Annotated in this window: 16 protein-coding genes; 9 read left to right on the top strand and 7 right to left on the bottom strand. The window is 72.7% G+C overall.

Annotated features, from left to right (window positions below; genetic code table 11):
* The first annotated feature begins 17 nt into the window (after window positions 1-17).
* From IE212_RS17215 to argF, 4 genes are all read left to right on the top strand, one after another.
* A complete protein-coding gene (locus IE212_RS17215) occupies window positions 18-1,481 on the top strand; it encodes a 3' terminal RNA ribose 2'-O-methyltransferase Hen1 (RefSeq protein ID WP_190198743.1) in 1,464 nt (487 codons plus the stop codon).
* Entirely contained in the window at window positions 1,478-4,024 is a 2,547-nt protein-coding gene (locus IE212_RS17210; protein WP_190198742.1) for a polynucleotide kinase-phosphatase, read from the top strand. Before IE212_RS17215 ends, IE212_RS17210 begins: the two co-directional genes overlap by 4 nt.
* 582 nt (window positions 4,025-4,606) lie before the next feature.
* Window positions 4,607-5,830, top strand: a complete 1,224-nt coding sequence (locus IE212_RS17205; protein WP_190198741.1) for an arginine deiminase — start codon at window positions 4,607-4,609, stop codon at window positions 5,828-5,830.
* A 101-nt stretch (window positions 5,831-5,931) separates the two neighbouring features.
* Window positions 5,932-6,939 carry an ornithine carbamoyltransferase gene (argF, locus tag IE212_RS17200; RefSeq protein WP_190198740.1) on the top strand — a complete coding sequence of 336 codons (1,008 nt, stop codon included), beginning with the start codon at window positions 5,932-5,934 and terminating at the stop codon, window positions 6,937-6,939.
* Window positions 6,940-6,951: 12 nt separating this feature from the next.
* On the opposite strand, the gene IE212_RS17195 is transcribed toward argF, so the two are convergent.
* Window positions 6,952-7,407 carry an ATP-binding protein gene (locus tag IE212_RS17195; RefSeq protein WP_229864393.1) on the bottom strand — a complete coding sequence of 152 codons (456 nt, stop codon included), beginning with the start codon at window positions 7,405-7,407 and terminating at the stop codon, window positions 6,952-6,954.
* 321 nt (window positions 7,408-7,728) lie between these two features.
* Between IE212_RS17195 and IE212_RS17190 the strand changes: the two genes are divergently transcribed.
* Entirely contained in the window at window positions 7,729-8,556 is an 828-nt protein-coding gene (locus tag IE212_RS17190; RefSeq protein ID WP_190198738.1) for an enoyl-CoA hydratase family protein, read from the top strand.
* Window positions 8,556-10,922 (top strand): bifunctional salicylyl-CoA 5-hydroxylase/oxidoreductase, encoded by a 2,367-nt coding sequence (locus IE212_RS17185; RefSeq protein ID WP_373301400.1) that lies wholly within the window; start codon window positions 8,556-8,558, stop codon window positions 10,920-10,922. The genes IE212_RS17190 and IE212_RS17185 overlap by 1 nt, the downstream gene beginning before the upstream one ends.
* 18 nt (window positions 10,923-10,940) lie before the next feature.
* Here IE212_RS17185 and IE212_RS17180 read toward each other — a convergent pair whose 3' ends face one another.
* Window positions 10,941-11,768, bottom strand: coding sequence for a PaaX family transcriptional regulator (locus tag IE212_RS17180; RefSeq protein WP_190198736.1), 828 nt, complete (start codon window positions 11,766-11,768; stop codon window positions 10,941-10,943).
* A gap of 15 nt (window positions 11,769-11,783) precedes the next feature.
* Complete coding sequence (locus tag IE212_RS17175) at window positions 11,784-13,406, bottom strand: AMP-binding protein (RefSeq protein ID WP_190198735.1); 1,623 nt, start codon at window positions 13,404-13,406, stop codon at window positions 11,784-11,786.
* Between the two features lie 127 nt (window positions 13,407-13,533).
* Between IE212_RS17175 and IE212_RS17170 the strand changes: the two genes are divergently transcribed.
* The 3 genes from IE212_RS17170 (at window position 13,534) to IE212_RS17160 (ending at window position 16,166) form a co-directional block, all read left to right on the top strand.
* Entirely contained in the window at window positions 13,534-14,664 is a 1,131-nt protein-coding gene (locus tag IE212_RS17170; protein ID WP_190198734.1) for an acyl-CoA dehydrogenase family protein, read from the top strand.
* Window positions 14,661-15,059 carry a RidA family protein gene (locus IE212_RS17165; RefSeq protein WP_190198733.1) on the top strand — a complete coding sequence of 133 codons (399 nt, stop codon included), beginning with the start codon at window positions 14,661-14,663 and terminating at the stop codon, window positions 15,057-15,059. The genes IE212_RS17170 and IE212_RS17165 overlap by 4 nt, the downstream gene beginning before the upstream one ends.
* A gap of 234 nt (window positions 15,060-15,293) precedes the next feature.
* Entirely contained in the window at window positions 15,294-16,166 is an 873-nt protein-coding gene (locus IE212_RS17160) for an LLM class flavin-dependent oxidoreductase (protein ID WP_190198732.1), read from the top strand.
* Window positions 16,167-16,243: 77 nt separating this feature from the next.
* Here the strand turns inward: IE212_RS17160 and IE212_RS17155 are convergent, their stop codons facing one another.
* From IE212_RS17155 to IE212_RS17140, 4 genes are all read right to left on the bottom strand, one after another.
* Entirely contained in the window at window positions 16,244-17,008 is a 765-nt protein-coding gene (locus IE212_RS17155; RefSeq protein ID WP_190198731.1) for a class I SAM-dependent methyltransferase, read from the bottom strand.
* 90 nt (window positions 17,009-17,098) lie between these two features.
* A complete protein-coding gene (locus tag IE212_RS17150; RefSeq protein ID WP_190198730.1) occupies window positions 17,099-18,295 on the bottom strand; it encodes an aminotransferase class V-fold PLP-dependent enzyme in 1,197 nt (398 codons plus the stop codon).
* 5 nt (window positions 18,296-18,300) lie between these two features.
* The gene (locus IE212_RS17145; protein ID WP_190198729.1) at window positions 18,301-19,620 is read right to left on the bottom strand and encodes a pyridoxal-phosphate dependent enzyme; all 1,320 of its coding nucleotides are present in this window, start codon (window positions 19,618-19,620) and stop codon (window positions 18,301-18,303) included.
* Window positions 19,617-21,083: a Y4yA family PLP-dependent enzyme gene (locus tag IE212_RS17140; protein WP_190198728.1), complete on the bottom strand. Its 1,467-nt coding sequence runs from the start codon at window positions 21,081-21,083 to the stop codon at window positions 19,617-19,619. The genes IE212_RS17145 and IE212_RS17140 overlap by 4 nt, the downstream gene beginning before the upstream one ends.
* Window positions 21,084-21,104: the final 21 nt, after the last annotated feature.

Below are 21,104 nucleotides of genomic sequence, written 5' to 3'. Positions count from 1 at the left end.
ATCGAGGTCGACCCACCGTGTTCCTGACCATCAGCACCTTTGGCACCCCGGAGCGCCCAGCCACCGATCTCGGCTTCCTGCTGCACAAGCATCCCGAGAAGGCGCAGACGTTCTCCACCTCCTACGGCACGGCCCACGTCCTCTACCCCGAGGCGGACACCGAGCGCTGCACGGCGGCGCTGCTGCTTGAGGTCGACACGGTGGCGCTGGTCCGGCGCGGCAAGGGCAAGGGCCGGGGCGGCGCCCCGGACGCGGCACTCGCGCAGTACGTCAACGACCGCCCGTACGCGGCCTCCTCCCTGCTCGCGGTGGCGCTGAGCGGCGTCTTCTCCAGCGCGATGCGCGGCGTCTGCAACGCCCGGCCCGAACTGCCCGCAGCGCCACGGCCGTTGCGCATCGAAGTGCCCGCGCTGCCCGCCCGCGGCGGCCCCGGCCTCGTACGGCGGCTCTTCGAGCCGCTCGGCTGGACGGTCACCGCCGAACCCGTGCCGCTGGACACCGAGTTCCCCGAGTGGGGGGACTCCCGGTACGTCCGGCTCGAACTGGAGTCCACAGGTCGTACCCTCGCCGAGGCGCTGCGGCACCTCTACGTCCTCCTCCCGGTCCTGGACGACGCCAAGCACTACTGGGTCTCCTCCGAGGAGGTCGACAAGCTGCTGCGCGCCGGCGAGGGCTGGCTGGCCGGTCACCCGGAGCAGAAGCTGATCACCAGCCGGTACCTCTCGCGCCGCTGGTCGCTGACCCGGCAGGCCGCCGAGCGACTGGAGCTGGTGCGCCTCGCGGAGACGGACGACAGCGAGATCGAGGAGATCGACAACGCGGTCGAGGCGGAGACCGGGACCGAGGAGCGTCCGACCCCGCTGGCCGAGCAGCGCCGGGAGGCGATCACCGCCGCGCTCAAGGCATCCGGGGCGGCCCGGGTGCTCGATCTGGGCTGCGGCCAGGGCCAGTTGACGCAGGCCCTGCTCAAGGACCCGGCGTTCACCGAGATCGTGGGGCTGGACGTGTCGGTGCGCGCGCTCACCATCGCCTCCCGGCGGCTGAGGCTGGACCGCATGGGGGAGCGGCAGGCCGCGCGCGTCAAGCTCCTCCAGGGCTCGCTCGCCTACACCGACCGCCGGCTCAAGGGGTACGACGCCGCCGTGCTCAGCGAGGTCATCGAGCACCTCGACCTGCCCCGGCTGCCCGCCCTGGAGTACGCCGTGTTCGGCTCGGCCCGGCCGCGCACGGTCCTCGTGACCACCCCGAACGTCGAGTACAACGTGCGGTGGGAGAGCCTCCCGACCGGTCATGTCCGGCACGGCGACCACCGCTTCGAGTGGACCCGCGCGGAGTTCCGGGCCTGGGCCGGGGCCGTCGCCGAACGGCACGGCTACGAGGTCGACTTCGTGCCTGTCGGGCCCGACGACCCGGAGGTGGGGCCGCCCACCCAGATGGCCGTGTTCATGATGAGGAACCCGAAGGAGGCGAAGGCCGCATGACCACCGAGACCAGGACCACGGGACGGGTGCTCCCCGTCACCGACCTCTCCCTCGTCGTGCTCGTCGGCGCCTCCGGCTCCGGCAAGTCCACGTTCGCCCGCCGGCACTTCAAGCCGACCGAGATCATCTCGTCCGACTTCTGCCGCGGGCTCGTCTCGGACGACGAGAACGACCAGAGCGCCACCAAGGACGCCTTCGACGTCCTGCACTACATCGCGGGCAAGCGCCTGGCCGCGGGCCGCCGCACCGTCGTGGACGCCACCAGCGTCCAGTCCGACGCCCGGCGGCAGCTGATCGACCTGGCCAAGCGGTACGACGTACTCCCGATAGCCATCGTGCTCGACGTGCCCGAGGCGGTGTGCGCCGAGCGCAACGCGGCCCGCGGTGACCGCGCGGACATGCCCCGCCGGGTCATCCAGCGCCACACCCGCGAACTCCGCCGCTCCCTCAGGCACCTGGAGCGTGAGGGCTTCCGCAAGGTGCACGTCCTGCGGGGTGTGGAGGACGTCGAGAACGCCACGGTCGTCACCGAGAAGCGCTTCAACGACCTGACCCACCTCACCGGCCCCTTCGACATCATCGGCGACATCCACGGCTGCTCCGCCGAACTCGAGACACTGCTCGGCAAGCTGGGCTACACCGACGGGGCCCACCCCGAGGGCCGCACCGCCGTCTTCGTCGGCGACCTGGTCGACCGCGGCCCCGACAGCCCGGGCGTGCTGCGCCGCGTCATGTCGATGGTGAAGTCGGGCAACGCCCTGTGCGTGCCGGGCAACCACGAGAACAAGTTCGGGCGTCACCTCAAGGGCCGCAAGGTCCAGCACACCCACGGCCTCGCCGAGACCATCGAGCAGATGGCGGGCGAGAGCGAGGAGTTCGCCGCCGAGGTACGGCAGTTCATCGACGGCCTCGTCAGCCACTACGTCCTCGACGGCGGCCGGCTGGTCGTCTGCCACGCCGGTCTGCCCGAGAAGTACCACGGCCGCACCTCCGGCCGGGTCCGCAGCCACGCCCTGTACGGCGACACGACCGGCGAGACCGACGAGTTCGGCCTGCCGGTGCGCTACCCGTGGGCGGAGGAGTACCGCGGCCGGGCGGCGGTGGTCTACGGGCACACCCCGGTCCCGGAGGCCACCTGGCTCAACAACACCATCTGCCTGGACACCGGCGCGGTGTTCGGCGGCAAGCTCACCGCGCTGCGCTGGCCGGAGCGCGAGCTGGTCGACGTCCCGGCGGAGCGGGTCTGGTACGAGCCGGCCAGGCCACTGCGCAGCGAGGCGCCCGGTGGGCACGACGGCCGTCCGCTGGACCTGGCGGACGTGCACGGCCGCCGGGTCGTCGAGACCCGGCACCAGGGCCGGATCTCGATCCGCGAGGAGAACGCGGCGGCGGCCCTGGAGGTCATGAGCCGCTTCGCGGTGGACCCGCGGCTGCTGCCGTACCTGCCGCCGACCATGGCGCCGTCGGCGACCTCGCAACTCGACGGCTATCTGGAGCACCCGGCCGAGGCCTTCGCCCAGTACGCGCGGGACGGCGTCGCGCGGGTCGTGTGCGAGGAGAAGCACATGGGCTCGCGGGCGGTGGCGCTGGTCTGCCGCGACGCGGACGCGGCGCGCAGGCGCTTCGGGGTGGACGGCCCGACCGGCACCCTCTACACCCGCACCGGACGTCCCTTCCTCGACGACGACACCCTCACCGAGCAGATACTCGACCGGGTGCGCACGGCGGTCGGTGAGGCCGGTCTCTGGGGCGAGCTGGAGACGGACTGGCTGCTGCTGGACGCCGAGTTGATGCCGTGGTCGCTGAAGGCGTCCGGGCTGCTCCGTTCGCAGTACGCCGCCGTGGGGGCCGCGTCCGGCGCGGTGTTCCCGGGCGCGCTGGCCGCGCTGCGGGGCGCTGCGGCGCGGGGCGTCGACGTGACCGGCCTGCTGGCCCGCACCCGCGAACGGTCCGCCGAGGCCGCCGCGTTCACGGACGCCTACCGCCGCTACTGCTGGACCACCGACGGCCTGGACGGTGTCCGCCTGGCCCCGTTCCAGATCCTCGCGGTCCAGGGCCGCAGCCTCGCCGCCCTGCCGCACGACGAGCAGCTCGCCCTGCTCGACCGCATCGTCGAGCACGACGGCAGCGGCCTGCTCCAGACCACGCGGCGGCTGTACGTCGACACCGCCGACCCGGAGTCCGTCCAGGCCGGTGTCGACTGGTGGCTGGAGATGACCGGCCGCGGCGGCGAGGGCATGGTCGTGAAGCCGGTCGGCGCACTGGTCCGCGACCCGGCGGGCCGTCTGGTGCAGCCCGGCATCAAGTGCCGCGGCCGTGAGTACCTGCGGATCATCTACGGTCCCGAGTACACGCGCCCGGAGAACCTGGCCCGTCTGCGTTCGCGGTTCCTGAACCACAAGCGGTCGCTGGCGATCCGCGAGTACGCACTGGGCCTGGAGGCGCTGGACCGGCTGGCCGGGGGCGAGCCGCTGTGGCGGGTGCACGAGGCGGTGTTCGGGGTGCTGGCGCTGGAGTCGGAGCCGGTGGACCCCCGGCTGTGACGCCACGCGGTTCCGGCCGGATCCGTCCCGCTTGGGACGGGCCCGGCCGGACGTGGTGTCTCCCGTCCCGTTTGCGCCTTCACCGGCGTCACGGGCTTCCGGCGGGACCGGGCCCGCCGGTGCGGAGGGCGCCGAGGAGGCCGAGGGGCCGCGTACTGCTTCGTGCTGCGCCGCCGGTAGAGCCGTCCGGCGGTGCACGCCGCTGACCAGCGGCCGCCCTGCCGCGCAGGGCCGCGCTGCCGTCCCCGGCCCGCACCCCCCGGCCGCCGGCTGCGTGAGGCGGTGCCGCGCCGCGCTCATCCGTGCCGCACGGCCGCACCCCGCACCGCGAACCGAGTGGCTCGCGCACCGTCGATCCCGCGGTGGAGATGCCGCCGGACCGCCCCCGACCGGATCGCCGCCCGGGCGGCCGCGCTCGAACGGGGGCGGGCGACGCGCCGCACCCCGGCCCGGCCGGGGCTGCTTCGGCCGCTGCCCAGGGGGCCCGGCAGCGTTCCGTTGTCGTCAGTCGGACGGTAACTAGAGGGCGCGGAAACGCGTGAGGAGCGCGTCAACGCGCGCTCCGGTGGTCAGGATGGAGGCATGGCATACCACGTCCACTCCGAGGCCGGGCGGCTGCGCCGCGTCATCCTGCACCGGCCCGATCTGGAGCTCAAAAGGCTCACCCCGAGCAACAAGACCTCGCTGCTCTTCGACGACGTGCTGTGGGTGCGCAGGGCCCGCGCGGAGCACGACGGGTTCGCCGACGTGCTGCGCGACCGGGGCGTCACCGTCCACCTCTTCGGTGACCTGCTGGCCGAGACGCTGGGGGTCCCGGCGGCCAGAACGCTCGTCCTGGACCGGGTCTTCGACGAGAAGGAGTACGGCCCGCTCGCCACCGACCACCTCAGAGCCGCCTTCGAGAACCTGCCCGGGCCGCAACTCGCCGAGGTGCTGATCGGCGGCATGACCAAACGCGAGTTCCTGGACGTGCACCCGGAGCCCACCTCGGTGCGCTTCCACGTCATGGAACTGGACGACTTCCTGCTGGATCCGCTGCCCAACCACCTCTTCACCCGGGACACCTCCGCCTGGATCTACGACGGTGTCTCCATCAACGCCATGCGCTGGCCGGCCCGGCAGCGCGAGACCGTGCACTTCGAGGCGATCTACCGGCACCACCCGCTGTTCCGGGACGAGGCCTTCCACGTCTGGTCCGAGGGCCAGGCCGACTACCCGTCCACCATCGAGGGCGGGGACGTCCTCGTCATCGGCAACGGGGCGGTGCTCATCGGCATGAGCGAGCGCACCACGCCCCAGGCCGTGGAGATGCTCGCCCACAAGCTGTTCGCCGCCGGGTCCGCCGAGACGATCGTGGCGCTCGACATGCCCAAGCGGCGTGCGTTCATGCACCTCGACACCGTGATGACCATGGTCGACGGCGACACCTTCACCCAGTACGCGGGCCTCGGCATGCTCCGCTCGTACACCATCGAGCCGGGCGTCGGGGAGAAGGAACTGAAGGTCACCGACCATCCGCCGGAGCACATGCACCGCGCGATCGCCGCCGCGCTCGGCCTCAACGAGATCCGGGTGCTGACCGCCACCCAGGACGTGCACGCGGCCGAACGCGAGCAGTGGGACGACGGCTGCAACGTCCTGGCCGTCGAACCCGGCGTGGTGGTCGCCTACGAACGGAACGCCACGACCAACACCCACCTGCGCAAACAGGGCATCGAGGTGATAGAGATCCCGGGGAGCGAGCTGGGGCGGGGGAGGGGCGGCCCGCGGTGCATGAGCTGCCCGGTCGAACGGGAGCCCGTGTAGGCCCCCCGGAGGCGCCCCCCGGAGCCCACTGTATAGACATGCTGAGCTTTGTATAGTATTCCAGGAGTCCTGTTCCCCATCCGCATCCCTGGAGCGCCCCCATGGCGACAGTCCCGACCGCCCTCGCCGGCCGCCACTTCCTCAAGGAGCTGGACTTCACCGAGGAGGAGTTCCGTGGCCTGGTCGAGCTGGCCGCCGAACTGAAGGCCGCCAAGAAGGCCGGGGCCGAGACGCAGTACCTGCGGGGCAGGAACATCGCGCTGATCTTCGAGAAGACCTCCACCCGCACCCGCTGCGCGTTCGAGGTGGCGGCGGCCGACCAGGGCGCCTCGACGACGTACCTCGACCCGTCCGGCTCGCAGATCGGCCACAAGGAGTCGGTCAGGGACACCGCGCGGGTGCTGGGCCGGATGTACGACGGGATCGAGTACCGGGGTGACAGCCAGCAGAAGGTGGAGGAGCTGGCGGCGTACGCGGGCGTGCCGGTCTACAACGGGCTCACCGACGACTGGCACCCCACCCAGATGCTCGCCGACGTGCTGACCATGACCGAGCACTGCGCCAAGCCGCTGAACGCGATGGCCTTCGCGTACCTGGGCGACGCCCGCTTCAACATGGGCAACTCCTACCTGGTCACCGGCGCCCTGCTCGGCATGGACGTGCGTCTCGTCGCGCCGAAGGCGTACTGGCCGGCCGAGGAGGTCGTCGACCGGGCCCGCGAGCTCGCCGGGAACAGCGGCGCCCGCATCACGCTCACCGAGGCCCTGGACGAGGGCGTCCGCGGCGCCGACTTCGTCGCCACGGACGTCTGGGTCTCCATGGGCGAGCCGAAGGAGGTCTGGGAGGAGCGCATCACCGCCCTCGCCCCCTACGCGGTGACCACCGACGTCCTGCGCGCCACCGGCAACCCGGACGTGAGGTTCCTGCACTGCCTGCCCGCCTTCCACGACCTCGGCACCAAGGTCGGCCAGGAGATCCACGCGGCCCACGGCCTGGAGTACCTGGAGGTGTCGGACGAGGTCTTCGAGTCGGCGCACTCCGTCGTCTTCGACGAGGCGGAGAACCGCCTGCACACCATCAAGGCGGTCCTGGTCGCCACGCTCGGCTGAACGGGGCCGTCCTCAGGCCGGGGACCGCCGCTGAGCCGGCACCACGGGCAGCCTGAACCACACCGCCTTGCCGGAATCGGTGGACCGGTGCCCGCACGAGGAGCTCAGGGCGCGGATCAGCAGCAGACCGCGCCCGTGCTCCTGCCACGGGTCGGGCATCTCGACGGCCGGACACGTGAGGTCGCCGGGCGGCGCCGGGTCGGTGTCGTGCACCTCGACCTGGCAGCCCGACGGCATCAGCTCCACCACGAGCTCTATCTGCTTCCCGCCGGAGGTGTGCTCCACGGCGTTGGCCACCAGCTCCGCCGTGAGCAGCTCCGCGGTGTCGCAGTCGGCCCCGTGCTCATGCTCGGCCAGCGCCGTACGGACCAGGGCACGGGCCACGGGCACCGCCGCGACGGTGTGCGGCAGCGCGACGCGCCAGGAGGCGGGGGCTGAGGGCAGTTCGTACAAGGCGGGTCCGTTCATGGCGCAGGACATCCTGCTTTCAACCTGATGAATGGTACGGCGCCCCTTTCCGGAGGCGACCGAGGGGCACCGTCGGGGGCCGTCGGCTCCCTTGCCGCACGGCTTACCCAGGTGAAAGCGGTGCCGCGCACAGCTGCTCCCGCCGTTACACCGGTGTGGATGATCTGTGACGGACGTAACCGGCCCGGAGTGCGCCCGGAACCCCTACGCACTCCATACCCGAACGGCCTATCGCGTACTCATGACGACAGTCACGAATGAGTGATAACTTCGTGGGGCAGAACTCAGTGAGGCAGTGCCCGCCCGAGGAGGCCGCCCGTCATGAGTCCCTTCACCGGTTCCGCCGCCCGCACCACGGGCTGGGAGCACCTGCGCGTCGGCGTCACGGAAGGTGTCGCCACCGTCACCCTCGCCCGCCCCGCCAAGCTCAACGCGCTCACCTTCGGCGCCTACGCCGACCTGCGCGACCTGCTCGCCGAGCTGTCCCGGGAGCGGTCCGTACGGGCCCTGGTGCTGGCCGGTGAGGGGCGCGGCTTCTGCTCCGGCGGCGATGTCGACGAGATCATCGGTGCCACCCTGGGGATGGACACCGCCCAGCTCCTGGACTTCAACCGGATGACCGGCCAGGTGGTCCGCGCGATCCGGGAGTGTCCCTTCCCGGTGATCGCCGCCCTGCACGGCGTGGCGGCGGGCGCCGGAGCGGTGCTCGCACTGGCCGCCGACTTCCGCGTGGCGGACCCCACGGCCCGCTTCGCCTTCCTCTTCACCCGGGTCGGCCTCTCCGGCGGCGACATGGGCGCGGCCTACCTCCTGCCCCGGGTCGTCGGCCTGGGCCACGCGACCCGCCTCCTCATGCTGGGCGACCCGGTCCGCGCCCCCGAGGCCGAGCGCATCGGCCTGATCAGCGAGCTGACGGAGGAGGGACAGGCCGACGAGGCGGCCCGGCACCTGGCCCGCCGCCTGGCCGACGGCCCGGCCCTGGCCCACGCCCAGACCAAGGCCCTGCTCACGGCGGAGCTGGACATGCCCCTGGCGGCCTCGATCGAACTCGACGCCTCCACCCAGGCCCTCCTGATGACAGGAGAGGACTACGCCGAGTTCCACGCCGCCTTCACAGAGAAACGCCCTCCCAAATGGAGCGGACGATAGTGGATGTCCCAAAAGGGGCGCGGGGCTGTGTCGATCTGCGGCTCCGCCGCGGGGCGCGACAAGCCCCCACGCACCCGCAGCCACCCCACGACCCGAACCACCCCCTGCGCATCGCGATCATCGGCGGCGGCCCGGGCGGCCTCTACGCCGCCGCCCTCCTCAAACGCCTCGACCCGGCTCGCGACATCACCGTCTGGGAACGCAACGCCCCCGAGGACACCTTCGGCTTCGGCGTCGTCCTCTCCGACGAGACCCTCGGCGGCATAGAACACGCCGACCCGCAGGTCTACGAGGCCCTCCAGAAGGACTTCGTCCGCTGGGACGACATCGACATCGTCCACCGCGGCACCCGGCACACCTCCTCAGGACACGGCTTCGCCGCACTCGGCAGAAAGCGGCTCCTGGAGATCCTCCACACCCGCTGCCGGGAACTCGGCGTGGACCTCCGCTTCCGCACCGAGGCCCCGAAGGACCTCCCGCGGAGCCACGACCTGGTCATCGCCGCCGACGGAGTCCACAGCACCACCCGCGAGACCCACGCCGACGCCTTCCGCCCCCACCTCACGTCCCACCGCTGCCGCTACATCTGGCTCGCCACGGACTTCCCCTTCACCTCCTTCCGCTTCGAGATCGCCGAGACCGAAGACGGCGTGATGCAACTGCACGGCTACCCCTACGCCCCAGGCTCCTCCACGGTGATCATCGAGATGCGCGAGGAGGTCTGGCACGCGGCCGGCTTCGACGAACTCGGCGAAGCCGAGTCGATCGAACGCTGCGCCAAGATCTTCGCGGAAGCACTCCGCGGCCACCCCCTGAAGTCCAACAACTCGACATGGACGACCTTCCGCACGGTCGTCAACGAGCACTGGTCGCACGGCAACGTGGTCCTCCTCGGCGACGCCGCCCACACCGCCCACTTCTCCATCGGCTCCGGCACCAAGCTCGCCGTCGAGGACGCCCTGGCCCTGGCCGCCTGCCTGGCGGAACACGACACGCCGGCGGAGGCCCTGGCAGCGTACGAGGCGGAGCGGCGGCCGGTCGTCGCCTCCACGCAGCGCGCGGCCCGGGCCAGCCTGGAATGGTTCGAGAACCTCGCCCTGTACCTGGACCAGCCGCCCCGCCAGTTCGCCTTCAACCTGCTCACCCGCAGCCGCCGCGTCACGCACGACAACCTCCGGCTGCGCGACCCGCGCTTCACCGAGGCCGTGGAGCGCGAGTTCGGCTGCCCGCCCGGCACACCCCCGATGTTCACCCCCTTCCGGCTGCGCGGCCTGACCCTGCGCAACCGGGTCGTCGTCTCCCCCATGGACATGTACTCGGCGGTCGACGGCGTCCCCGGCGACTTCCACCTCGTCCATCTCGGCGCGCGGGCGCTGGGCGGGGCCGGGCTGGTGATGACCGAGATGGTGTGCGTCAGCGCGGAGGGCCGGATCACACCCGGCTGTGCCGGCCTCTACACCGGCCGCCAGGCCGAGGCGTGGCGGCGCGTCACCGACTTCGTGCACGCGCAGGCGCCCGGCACCGCGATCGGCGTGCAGCTCGGCCACAGCGGCCGCAAGGGCTCCACCAAGCTGATGTGGGAGGGCATGGACGAGCCGCTCGAGGAGGGCAACTGGCCGCTCGTGGCCGCCTCCGCGCTCCCGTACAAGCCGTTCAGCCAGACCCCGCGCGAACTGTCACGCGCCCAGCTCACCGACCTCCGCGAACAGTTCACCTCGGCCGCCGCCCGCGCCGCCCGGGCCGGCTTCGACCTGCTCGAACTGCACTGCGCGCACGGCTACCTGCTCTCCGGCTTCCTCTCCCCGCTCACCAACCGGCGCACCGACGCCTACGGGGGCTCCCCGCAGAAGCGGCTGCGCTTCCCGCTGGAGGTCTTCGACGCCGTCAGGAACGTGTGGCCCGGGGAGCGCCCCATGACGGTCCGGATCTCCGCCACCGACTGGGCGGCGGGCGGCGTCACCGCCGAGACGGCCGTCGAGATCGCCCGGGCCTTCGCCGCGCACGGAGCCGACGCGATCGACGTGTCGACGGGGCAGGTCGTGGCGGAGGAACGGCCGGAGTTCGGGCGGTCATACCAGACGCCGTTCGCCGACCGGATCCGTCACGAGACCGGCGTCCCGGTGATCGCGGTCGGCGCGATCTCCTCCTGGGACGACGTCAACTCCCTGATCCTGGCGGGGCGTACGGACCTGTGCGCGCTGGCCCGCCCGCACCTCTACGACCCGCACTGGACGCTGCACGCGGCGGCCGAACAGGGCTACTCGGGCCGGGGCGCCGTGTGGCCCGCCCCCTACCGCGCGGGCAGCCGCCGCCCGCAGACCGGACGCACGGACGCGCCCAGACCGCGGCTCAGCCTGGGGAGCTGAGCACGCGGGCGGGGCCGCTCATCCCGGCGAGCCGAGCAGCCCCACGAAGTCGGCGCCCGCGTCCCGCAGCCGCTCGTGCAGGCCCCGGAACACCGCCGACGAGCGTGCCCCCGGCCAGTCCGCGGGCAGCAGTCCGGTCGGCAGACCGGGGTCGGCGTAGGGGAGGTGGCGCCAGGAGTCCAGGGCGAGCAGATAGTCGCGGTAGGCCTCCTCGGGCGGGGTGTCCTCGCGCTTGTCCCAGTCCCGCAGTACGCGCGCGTGCCGGTCGAGGAACGCCTCGTGCTGCTTGGCGATGGCGGCCAGGTCCCACCAGCGGGCGACGGCGTCCGCGGTCGGCGCGAAGCCGAGGTGCTCGCCGCGGAAGAAGTCGACGTACGCGTCGAGCCGCAGCCGCTGCAGGGTGTGCCGGGCCTCCTCGTACAGCCGGGCGGGCGCGATCCACACGCCCGGGGCGGCCGTGCCGAAGCCGAGACCGGCCAGCCGGGAGCGGAGCACGTGCCGCTTCTGCCGCTCGGACTCCGGCACGGAGAACACGGCGAGTACCCAGCCCTCGTCCCCGGGCGGGGCCGTGGCGTAGATGCGCCGGTCGCCGTCGTCGAGCAACTCCCGGGCGTCCGGGGACAGCTCGTACCCGGCCGCGCCCTGCGCGGTCCGGGCGGGCGCGAGCAGTCCGCGTCTCTTCAGCCGCGACACCGAGGAGCGTACGGACGGGGCGTCCACCCCGACCGCGGCGAGCAGCCGGATCAGTTCGGCGACGGGCACGGGGCCCGGCACGAACCGGCCGTACGCGCCGTAGAACGTGACGATGAGAGACCGTGGTGCATGCTGGTCGGACACGTTGATCATCTTAGGTCGTACGGATCACTCCCGGTCCTTTTCCCGGCCGTCGGCCGGGACTCCCTCGGCGCGCAGCCGGAACCGCTGGAGTTTGCCGGTGGCGGTGCGCGGCAGCGCGTCCAGGAAGACGATCTCGCGCGGGCACTTGTACGGCGCCAGCTCCTGCTTCACGAAGGCGCGCAGTGCCTCGGCGTCCCGCTCGGCGCCCTCCTTGAGGACGGTGAAGGCCACCACGACCTGCCCGCGTGCCTCGTCGGGCCGCCCCACGACCGCCGCCTCCACCACGTCCGGGTGCCGCAGCAGCGCGTCCTCGACCTCGGGCCCGGCGATGTTGTACCCGGCCGAGATGATCATGTCGTCGGCGCGGGCGACGTACCGGAACCAGCCGTCGGGTTCGCGGACGTAGGTGTCGCCGGTGATGTTCCAGCCGCCGCGCACGTACTCCCGTTGCCGCGGGTCGGCGAGGTACCGGCAGCCGACCGGCCCGCGCACGGCCAGCAGTCCCGGCTCCCCGTCGGGCACCGGCTCGCCGTGCGCGTCCTGCACGCGCGCCTGCCAGCCCGGCACCGGAACACCCGTCGTCCCGGGCCGGATCCGCTCGTCGGCCGCGGAGATGAAGATGTGCAGCAGCTCGGTGGCCCCGATGCCGTTGATCACGCGCAGGCCCGTGCGCTCCCGCCAGGCGTGCCAGGTGGCCGCCGGGAGGTTCTCCCCGGCGGAGACGCAGCGGCGCAGGGACGACACGTCGTGCCCGTCGAGTTCGTCGAGCATCGCGCGGTAGGCCGTCGGCGCGGTGAACAGGACGGAGACCCGGTGTCGGGCGATGGCGGGCAGCAGGTGCCCGGGACCGGCCTGTTCCAGGAGCAGGGCGCTCGCCCCGGCCCGCAGCGGGAAGACCACCAGACCGCCGAGGCCGAAGGTGAAGCCCAGCGGCGGGCTGCCCGTGAACACGTCGTCGGGGCGCGGTTTCAGCACATGCCGGGAGAAGGTGTCGGCGATCGCCAGGACGTCCCGGTGGAAGTGCGCACAGCCCTTGGGGCGGCCGGTGGTGCCGGAGGTGAAGGCGATCAGGGCCACGTCGTCGGCCGCCGTGTCGACGGCCGCGTACGCGGTGCCGGGAGCCGGGCGTCTCAGGAGGTCGTCCGGGGCGTCACCGCCGTAGGTCGTGATCCGCAGATCCGGGATCTCGGCCTTGGCGAGGTCGTCGACGGCCCGGATGTCGCACAGGGCGTGCCGGACCCGGGCGATCTCGCACATCGTGCTCAGCTCGTGGGCACGCTGCTGGGCCAGCACGGTGACCGCCACCGCTCCCGCCTTGAGCACCGCCAGCCAGCAGGCCGCGAGCCAGGGCGTGGTGGGGCCGCGCAGCAGCACCCGGTTGCCGGGGACGATGCCGAGCTCGCCGGTGAGCAGGTGCGCGATGCGGTCGACCCGGGCGCGCAGGTCGGCGTACGTCCATGGCTCGCCGGCATCGGTGCGGAAGACCGGATGGTCGTCGGGCGGGCCGGTCAGCAGTTCGGCGGCGCAGTTGAGCCGTTCGGGGTAGCGCAGCTCCGGCAGGTCGAAGCGGAGCTCGGGCCATTGGTCCGGGGGTGGCAGATGGTCACGGGCGAAGGTGTCGACGTGAGCCGTACCCCGTGGATTCATACGATTCGCCCCCTTGGCGTGGTGGGCTCGCTCCTGGAGCGTATCGTGTTGGTGACGACAGTCAACGGTCCGCGATAGCCTCGGAGCGGTCCGGCCGGGAGGCGGGGCGGTGGAGAAGGGACCGGCGATGACCGCATTCTCACTCGAACCGGCACAACTCGCCTGGTGCGCCGAACTGCGCACCCTGGCCGCGGAACGGCTCCGCCCGCTAGCCGGCAAGGGCGAACCGGGCCGTGTCAACCGAGCCCTGCTCGCCGAACTCGGCGGCCTGGGACTGCTCGGCCGGTTGTTCAGCTCCGGCGCCCTCGACCTGTGCCTGATGCGCGAGTCCCTCGCCCACGGCTGCACGGAGGCCGAGACGGCCCTCGCCCTGCAGGGGCTCGGCGCACATCCCGTGCACGCCCACGGCACCGGCTCCCAACGAGCCCGCTGGCTGCCCCGGGTGGCCGACGGCACGGCGGTCGCGGCCTTCGCGCTGAGCGAGCCGGGCGCCGGATCGGACGCGGCGGCGCTGGCGTTGCGGGCGGAGGGCGACGGCCCCGGCCACTGGCGGCTCACCGGCCGCAAGTGCTGGATCTCCAACGCCCCCGAGGCCGACTTCTACACCGTCTTCGCCCGGACCGCTCCCGGTGCGGGGGCCCGCGGCGTCACCGCCTTCCTCGTGCCGGCCGACCGCCCGGGCCTGACCGGAACCGGCCTCGACATGCTCTCCCCGCACCCCATCGGCGCGCTCGACTTCGACGCCGTACCGGTGACGGCCGACGACGTGCTCGGCGAAGTGGACCGAGGCTTCCGGGTCGCCATGGGCACGCTCAACCTGTTCCGCCCGAGCGTCGGCGCCTTCGCGGTCGGCATGGCCCGGGCGGCCCTCGACGCGACCCTCGCCCACACCGCGGGCCGGGACGCCTTCGGCGGCAAGCTGAGGGACCTCCAGACGGTCGCTCACACGGTGGCCGAGATGGCCCTGCGCACGGAGGCGGCCCGGCTGATGGTCTACGCGGCGGCGACCGCGTACGACACGGGCGCCCCCGACGTGCCGCAGCGCGCCGCCATGGCGAAACTGCTCGCCACCGAGACCGCGCAGTACGTGGTCGACTCGGCCGTCCAGCTGCACGGCGCCGGCGCGTTGCAGCGCGGCCATCTGCTCGAACACCTCTACCGCGAGGTCCGCGCCCCGCGCATCTACGAAGGCGCCAGCGAGGTGCAACGCGGCATCATCGCCAAGGAGTTGTACGCGGCCCACCAGGAGGCACGGTGACCTGCGAGCGTGTCAACCCGCCCGGCCTGTCGCCGCCGGCCGGCTTCTCCCACGCCGTCGTGGCCACCGGCTCCCGCGTGGTGTTCCTGGCGGGCCAGACCGCGCTCGACGCCGACGGCAAGGTGACCGGACGGACCCTGCCCGAGCAGTTCGCCAAGGCGCTGACCAACCTGCTGACCGCCCTCGCGGCGGCCGGCGGCACGCCCGCCGACCTGGCCCGGGTCACCGTCTACGCCGCGGACGTCGCCGCGTACCGCACCCACGCCCGCGAACTGGGCCGGCTGTGGCGGAAACTGGCGGGACGCGACTATCCCGCCATGGCGGTCGTCGAGGTCGTCCGGCTGTGGGACGAGGAGGCGCTGGTGGAACTGGACGGCTTCGCCGTGCTTCCGTAGGGAAGCGGCGCACCCTCACCGAAGGGGTGAGGATCAGCTGCGGTCCCCCCTGACCGGCGCACTCGTGCCCGGTGCCGCCCGCGTCGAGGGACCAGGCCATCACCCCGACCCGGGGCTGAACACGACGGTGGACCGAACCGGAGAGCGGCCCGGGTCCGCGGGGGCTCACCGGTCCAAGAGCCGGGCGCCGCAAAGCAGTTGTTCATGGCGGGGCGCCAAGGGTAGTAAGGCCCCATGACTACCCTTGGTGCTGTCTTCCGGCCTCAGCTGCCCCCCGAGAAGCTGCGTGACATAGCCCGCACCGCCGAGGCTGCGGGGCTGGAGGAGCTGTGGTTCTGGGAGGACTGCTTCCTGGAGGGCGGGGTCGCCACCGCGTCGGCCGCGCTCGCCTGGACCGAACGGCTGCGGGTGGGCATCGGACTGATCCCCGTGCCCCTGCGGAACGTCGCCCTCACCGCGATGGAGGCCGCCACCCTGGACCGGCTCTTCCCCGGGCGCTTCACGCTGACCGTCGGGCACGGCGTACAGGACTGGATGGGGCAGGTCGGAGCGCGGGCCGAGTCGCCGGTCACGCTGCTGCGTGAGTACCTCGACGCGCTCCGGGCGCTGCTGCGCGGCGAGCGCGTCACCGTCGACGGGCGGTACGTGAAGCTGGACGACGTCGGCCTCGACTGGCCTCCGCCGACCGCTCCCGATGTGCTCGCCGGCGTCACCGGACCCCGTTCGCTGCGCCTGTCGGGCGAGGCCGCCGACGGCACGCTGCTCAGTGAGGCCACCCCGCCGGACGGCGTGCGCAGGGCCCGCCGGCTCATCGACGAGGGCCGCGCGGCGGCCGGCCGCACCGGCTCCCATCGCGTGGTCGTCTATCTCCTCACCGCCACCGGGCGGGACGCCGCCGCCCGCCTCCAGGCCGAGCGCACCGCCTCCGGCACGGACGGGATCCCCGGCCTGGGAGTCGCCGGCGACGCCGGTGCGGTGGCCGAGGCCGTTCAGCGCCTGGTCGCCGCCGGTGCCGACACCGTCGTCCTCGAACCCACCGGTGATGAGCCGGACCCCGAGGGCTTCGTCCGCTTCGTGGCCGAGGAGGTCCGCCCCCTCGTCCCGTGACCCGCGCAGAGGGCACTGTGTGCGGGCGCAGCCGGCGCCGCGCGCGAGCCGAGGGCGGCGCAGGGGCGACGCCCGGATCAGCGGACCGCGACGACCACACAGCTTTCGCCGTACTGCCAGACCGGGCCCGCCGTGGTGAAACCCGCCTGCCGCAGCAGCTCCAGATGGGCGGAGAGGGGGAGCTCGGCGGGGCGGCCGGTGTCGAGAGACGCCTCACGGCGGCGGCGCTCGGCGAGCAGGTCCGCCAGCTCGGGGTCCTCGGAGACGGCGGCCCACCAGGAGCCCCAGTCCTCGTGCGCGAACACCCGCTGCCGGTCGGCCCGGCACCGCCCGACATGGGCGGCGAACCCGGCCGGACCCGTGTCGTCCTGGGGGAGGTGGTCGCCGTTGACGAGGACCCCGCCGGGCCGCAGCAGCGTGGCGAGCTGCCGGTAGGTACGCAGGAGGGTGTCACGGTCGAGGTAGTGCAGGGCCGTCGTGGACACGGCCGCGTCCAGGGGCCGGTCCAGACCCAGGGCCCACGTCCACCCGGGCGCGCCGATCTCGGCGTCGACGTAGCGGGCCGCGTCCGGGTGGTGGGTGCGGCCCAGCTCCAGCAGGAGGGGGTCCCGGTCCACGGCCACGATCTCCGCTTCCGGCAGCCGCCGGATCAGCCGGGCCGCGAGGGAACCGGGCCCGCAGCCGAGGTCCACGACGAGGGGTGGAGTCGCGCACCCGGCCGTGGCGTGCTCGATGACATCGGCGATCACCGTGAACCGCTCCTCGCGGTCGACGGCGTACCGCTGCTGCTGGAGCTCCCAGCGCTCCACCCATCGCTGCGCCGTCGCCAGACTCAGCCCCATCCGGTCGCGCCACCTCGCCGTATCGCACCCGACTCCTGCCGGCCAGAGCCTACAGGTGGAAACGGTTCCCATTACGCATAGTCGGCGGTGTCAGGAGAGTGAGGCGAGAACCGACAGCAGCCGGTCGATCTCCTCAACGGTGTTGTACACGTGCAGACTCACCCGCACCGAACCGGTCTTCTCGCCCGCGTCACCCTGGCAGTGATGGTCCGAGCGGACCATGAACCCGTGGCTGAACAGGATGAACCCCAGGTCGCCCGAGTCGATGGCGTGGTGCCGCAGGGTCACGATGCCCCGGCGGCGCTGTACGGTCGTGCCGGCGGCCAGGCTGAGCGGGCAGCCGAGGATCTCGTAGGCGTCCAGCCGGCGCAGCCCCTCTGTGAGGCGGGTCGAGAGATCGGCCGTCCAGCGCTCGATCCGGTCGGGACCGGCGGCGTCCAGCCAGTCCAGAGCCGCTTCGAGTGAGGCGATGCCCACGGTGTTCGGGGTGCCGCTCCAGCCTCCGGGTACGAACGCCGGCCCCCGCGCCTGCCGGGCCCACACCGCCCCGGAACCGGGCAGGGCCAGCGCCTTGTGGCCCGAGAACACCACGAAGTCCACGTCCAACTCGGCCACGGAGACGGGCAGATGACCGACGCTCTGCGCGGCGTCCAGGCAGATGACCGCGTCCGGGCCGACGGCCTCGCGGATGCGGTGCACGTTCATGTCACCGCCGTAGACGTGGTGCACATGGGTCACGGCGACGAACCGGGTGCGCGGACCGGCGCGTTCGGCGAGCGCCCGGTGGTCGTAGTCCCCGGAACCGCTCTGGTACGGCATCGGCACCACCCGCACGTGCACACCCTCGCGGGCCAGCAGCCGCTGAACCTCCAGCCAGGGCACGATGTTGGCCTGGTGGTCGGCGACCGGGACGACGATCTCGTCGCCGTCGCGCAGGAACCCCGGCAGCCAGTCGCGGCCGATCGTGCGCAGCCCCTCGGTGGTGCCGCTGGTGAAGTGCACGGTGGAGCGCTCGGGCCGGCGGTCCCCGAGGAACCGGGCCACGCGCTCGCGGGTCCGCTCGACCAGTTCCGTGGTGCGGTTGGCCCAGGTGTAGGTGCCACGCGCGGAGTTGGCGTTGGACGTCGTCAGATACGTGTGCACGGCGTCCAGCACGGCCTGCGGCTTCTGCGCCGTGGCCGCGCTGTCCAGGTACGCCAGTTCCGGATGCCCGGTGACGATGGGGAACTGGGCGCGCAGAGCCCGCTGCCACGGGCGCAGATCCTCGCGGGTGAGCGGTGCGGTCATGCCGGTCAGTCCCGCACCAGGGGAGCGCCCGCGTCCCGCCAGGCGATGATGCCGCCGGCCAGGCTGCGCACGTCGGGGTGGCCCATCCGGGTCAGCAGCGCCGCGTACCGCGCGGACTGTTCGCCGACCGGACAGGCCAGCAGCACCGACTGGCGCTTGCCGAACGGCAGGCCGCCCCGGACGAGTTCGGCGAAGAGCTCGTCGACGATGTTGACCGACCCGTCGATGTGCAGCGCCGCGTACGCGTACGGGCTGCGCAGGTCGACCACGAGCGGCCGGTCGGTGTCGATCCAGCTCCGGGCCTCGGCCACGCTGACCGACGGCGCCCCGGCGATCTCGGCGTCGGACAGGTCGGCGGGCGAGTTCCTCCGGGGCGGCCGGCCCAGCAGATCGGGGCGCCGCTGCCGGACGTAGCTCAGATAGCTCTCCACCCGGTCGCAGACGATGAACACGGCGGTCCGCCGCTCCTCCGACTCCTCGTCCAGCGGTCGCAGATGACGGACCGCGCCGAAGTAGGCAGCCCCTCCGGTGGGCCCGCCGAGGATGCCGCAACGGCGGTTCAGTGTCAGCATCCCCTCGATCGCCTCGTCGGCGCCGACCGCTTCCATCGTGTCGTACGTGTCCGGGTCGAACAGGCCGACCTCCTGCACCTCGTCGATGGTGCGGATCCCCGGGATGAAGTCGGACTTGGCCGCCACGAGCCCGACCACCCGCACCGAGGGGTCCTCCTCGCGCAGGGCGCGGGCGACCCCCGTGGAGGAACCGGCGGTGCCCACACAGGCGACGAACCAGTCCGGGACCCGGCCGTCCAGGTCCTTGACGATCTCCGGCCCGGTGCCGGTGAGGTGGGCCTCGGTGTTGCGCGGGTTGAAGTACTGGTCGGTGTGGAGATAGGCGCTGCCGGAGGCGGACAGCGTCCGGTGGAACAGGGTCAGCGGATCGTCCGTGGCGGTCGGGTCCAGGCACTCGCTCTGCCCGGGCAGCTCCTCGATCTGCGCGCCGAGCAGCAGCAGAAGGTCCTTGATCTCCGGCACCCGCATCCGGTTGGTGACGCTTCTGAAGCCCAGGCCGTGCATGCCCGCGATGACCGCGAGGGCCTTGGCCGTGTTGCCGCTGGACAACTCGACGACCTGGCTGCCGTGTTCGACCGCCTCCGCCAGCAGGGGCCCCGCCATGCTCCAGGCGGCCCGGTCCTTGACCGAGCCGAACGGGTTGAGCATCTCCAGCTTGGCGTACAGGTCGATGTTGCGCAGGCCGTGCACGGCCGGGTCTATCCGCACCAGAGGGGTGTTGCCTATCGCCTCGGTGATGCTGTCGTACCTCACTGGGCTCCCCCCGAGGGCGTGATCGGCCAGAACTGGTCGTCCAGGCACCAGCGCCACGTGTCGCCGTCCTGCCAGGCGGCGACCTTGCGAGCGGCGGGCTGGTGCTGGGCGCGGGTGGCGTGGAAGTCCATGGCGTAACCGGCGGTGTTGGCGAAAGCGAGCAGGTCACCGGGTTCCGGGCGGCGCGGCAGGAACACCGTACGGCGGGTGATCAGGTCGCTCTCCAGACAGAGACTGCCGAAGAGGTGCACGGCGACGGGCCCCCCACCCGGCCCGGCTCCGCCGCGGGGGAGGACGACCGGGTCCATGAGCACTCCGTGGTCCTCCAGCGCGATGTCGTCCGCCTTCGCCGCCAGCCGCACGAGGAGTTCCCCGCCGGTCTCCTGGGTCCGGACCTCCAGCACTCTCGCCAGCGTCAGCCCGCACTGGTCCAGCAGCGCCCGCCCGGGTTCGGTGTGCAGGTCGTACAGGTGCTCCAGCAGCAGCGCGGCCAGCGGACGGCCGCCGAGCGAGGCGGCGGGCCGGGACAGCAGCTCGTCCAGGTAGGACGCGCCCGCGACGGACCGGTGGGCGGGGTAGAGGCCGAGCGCGCCGCGCAGGGTGCCGGACTCCTCGCGCAGCCCGTATCCGTGACCGCCCCAGGTCAGCGGCGGGCGCCGGCCCAGCACGGCCGAGGTCAGCTCGGTCGTGTACGCCTCCCACTGTTCCCGCTCGGCGAGGTAGCTGACGCCGAACCCGCCGCCGACGTCCACCGCCCGGGGCCGCAACCCCCGGCTCCGGCAGGCTTCCAGGACGGCCAGACACCCCTCCACGGCGGTCGCCTTCTCCGCGACGCTGGTGGTGTCCAGGTGGTAGGCCACGCCGGTCAGGTCGACCGCGTCACCGTGCCGCTCGACCGCCTTCAGCAGGGTCTCCGACTCCCGTACCGGCGTGCCGAACCGGCTGCGGCGGCTCAGCACCCTCACGCCCGGCGTCTCGAACCCCGACAGCCGCAGCAGCACCCGCACCGGGGCGAGCGCGTACCGCCGCACCAAGGCGGCCAGTTGCTCGAGCTCGGCGGTCGCGTCCACGCTGACGGTCACGCCCGTACGGGCCGCGAGCCACAGGAACTCGGGGTTCTTCGGCCCCGTGGCCGTGATCCGGTCGGCCGTGAGACCGGCCCCCAGGGCGTGCTGCAACTCGCCCAGGGACGCGACGTCCACGCCCGCGTCCGTGGCGGCGAGGCGGCGCAGCAGGGCGCTGGACCGGTTGGCCTTGTGGGCGTAGAAGACCTGCCCGGAGAGATGGTGCCTGCGGTACACCGACCGGAACCCGGCCAGGTTCTCCGCGATCTGGTCCGGCACCACGACGTGCAGGGGCGAGCCGAGCGCGTCGGTGAGCGTGTGCAGTGTCCCGGTCGCCGCCAGGAGTGACCTGAGCCGTGGTCCCAGCCGGGGTTCGAGGTACAAGGGCCGGCCGTCCATGCGCGCTCCCTCCCCTGAAGC

Source organism: Streptomyces djakartensis, from assembly GCF_014651075.1.
In the GTDB taxonomy this organism is placed as follows: Bacteria; Actinomycetota; Actinomycetes; order Streptomycetales; family Streptomycetaceae; genus Streptomyces; species Streptomyces djakartensis.
Note: the sequence above shows the minus strand (reverse complement) of the source record. Positions and strands in the feature narration are given on the sequence as shown.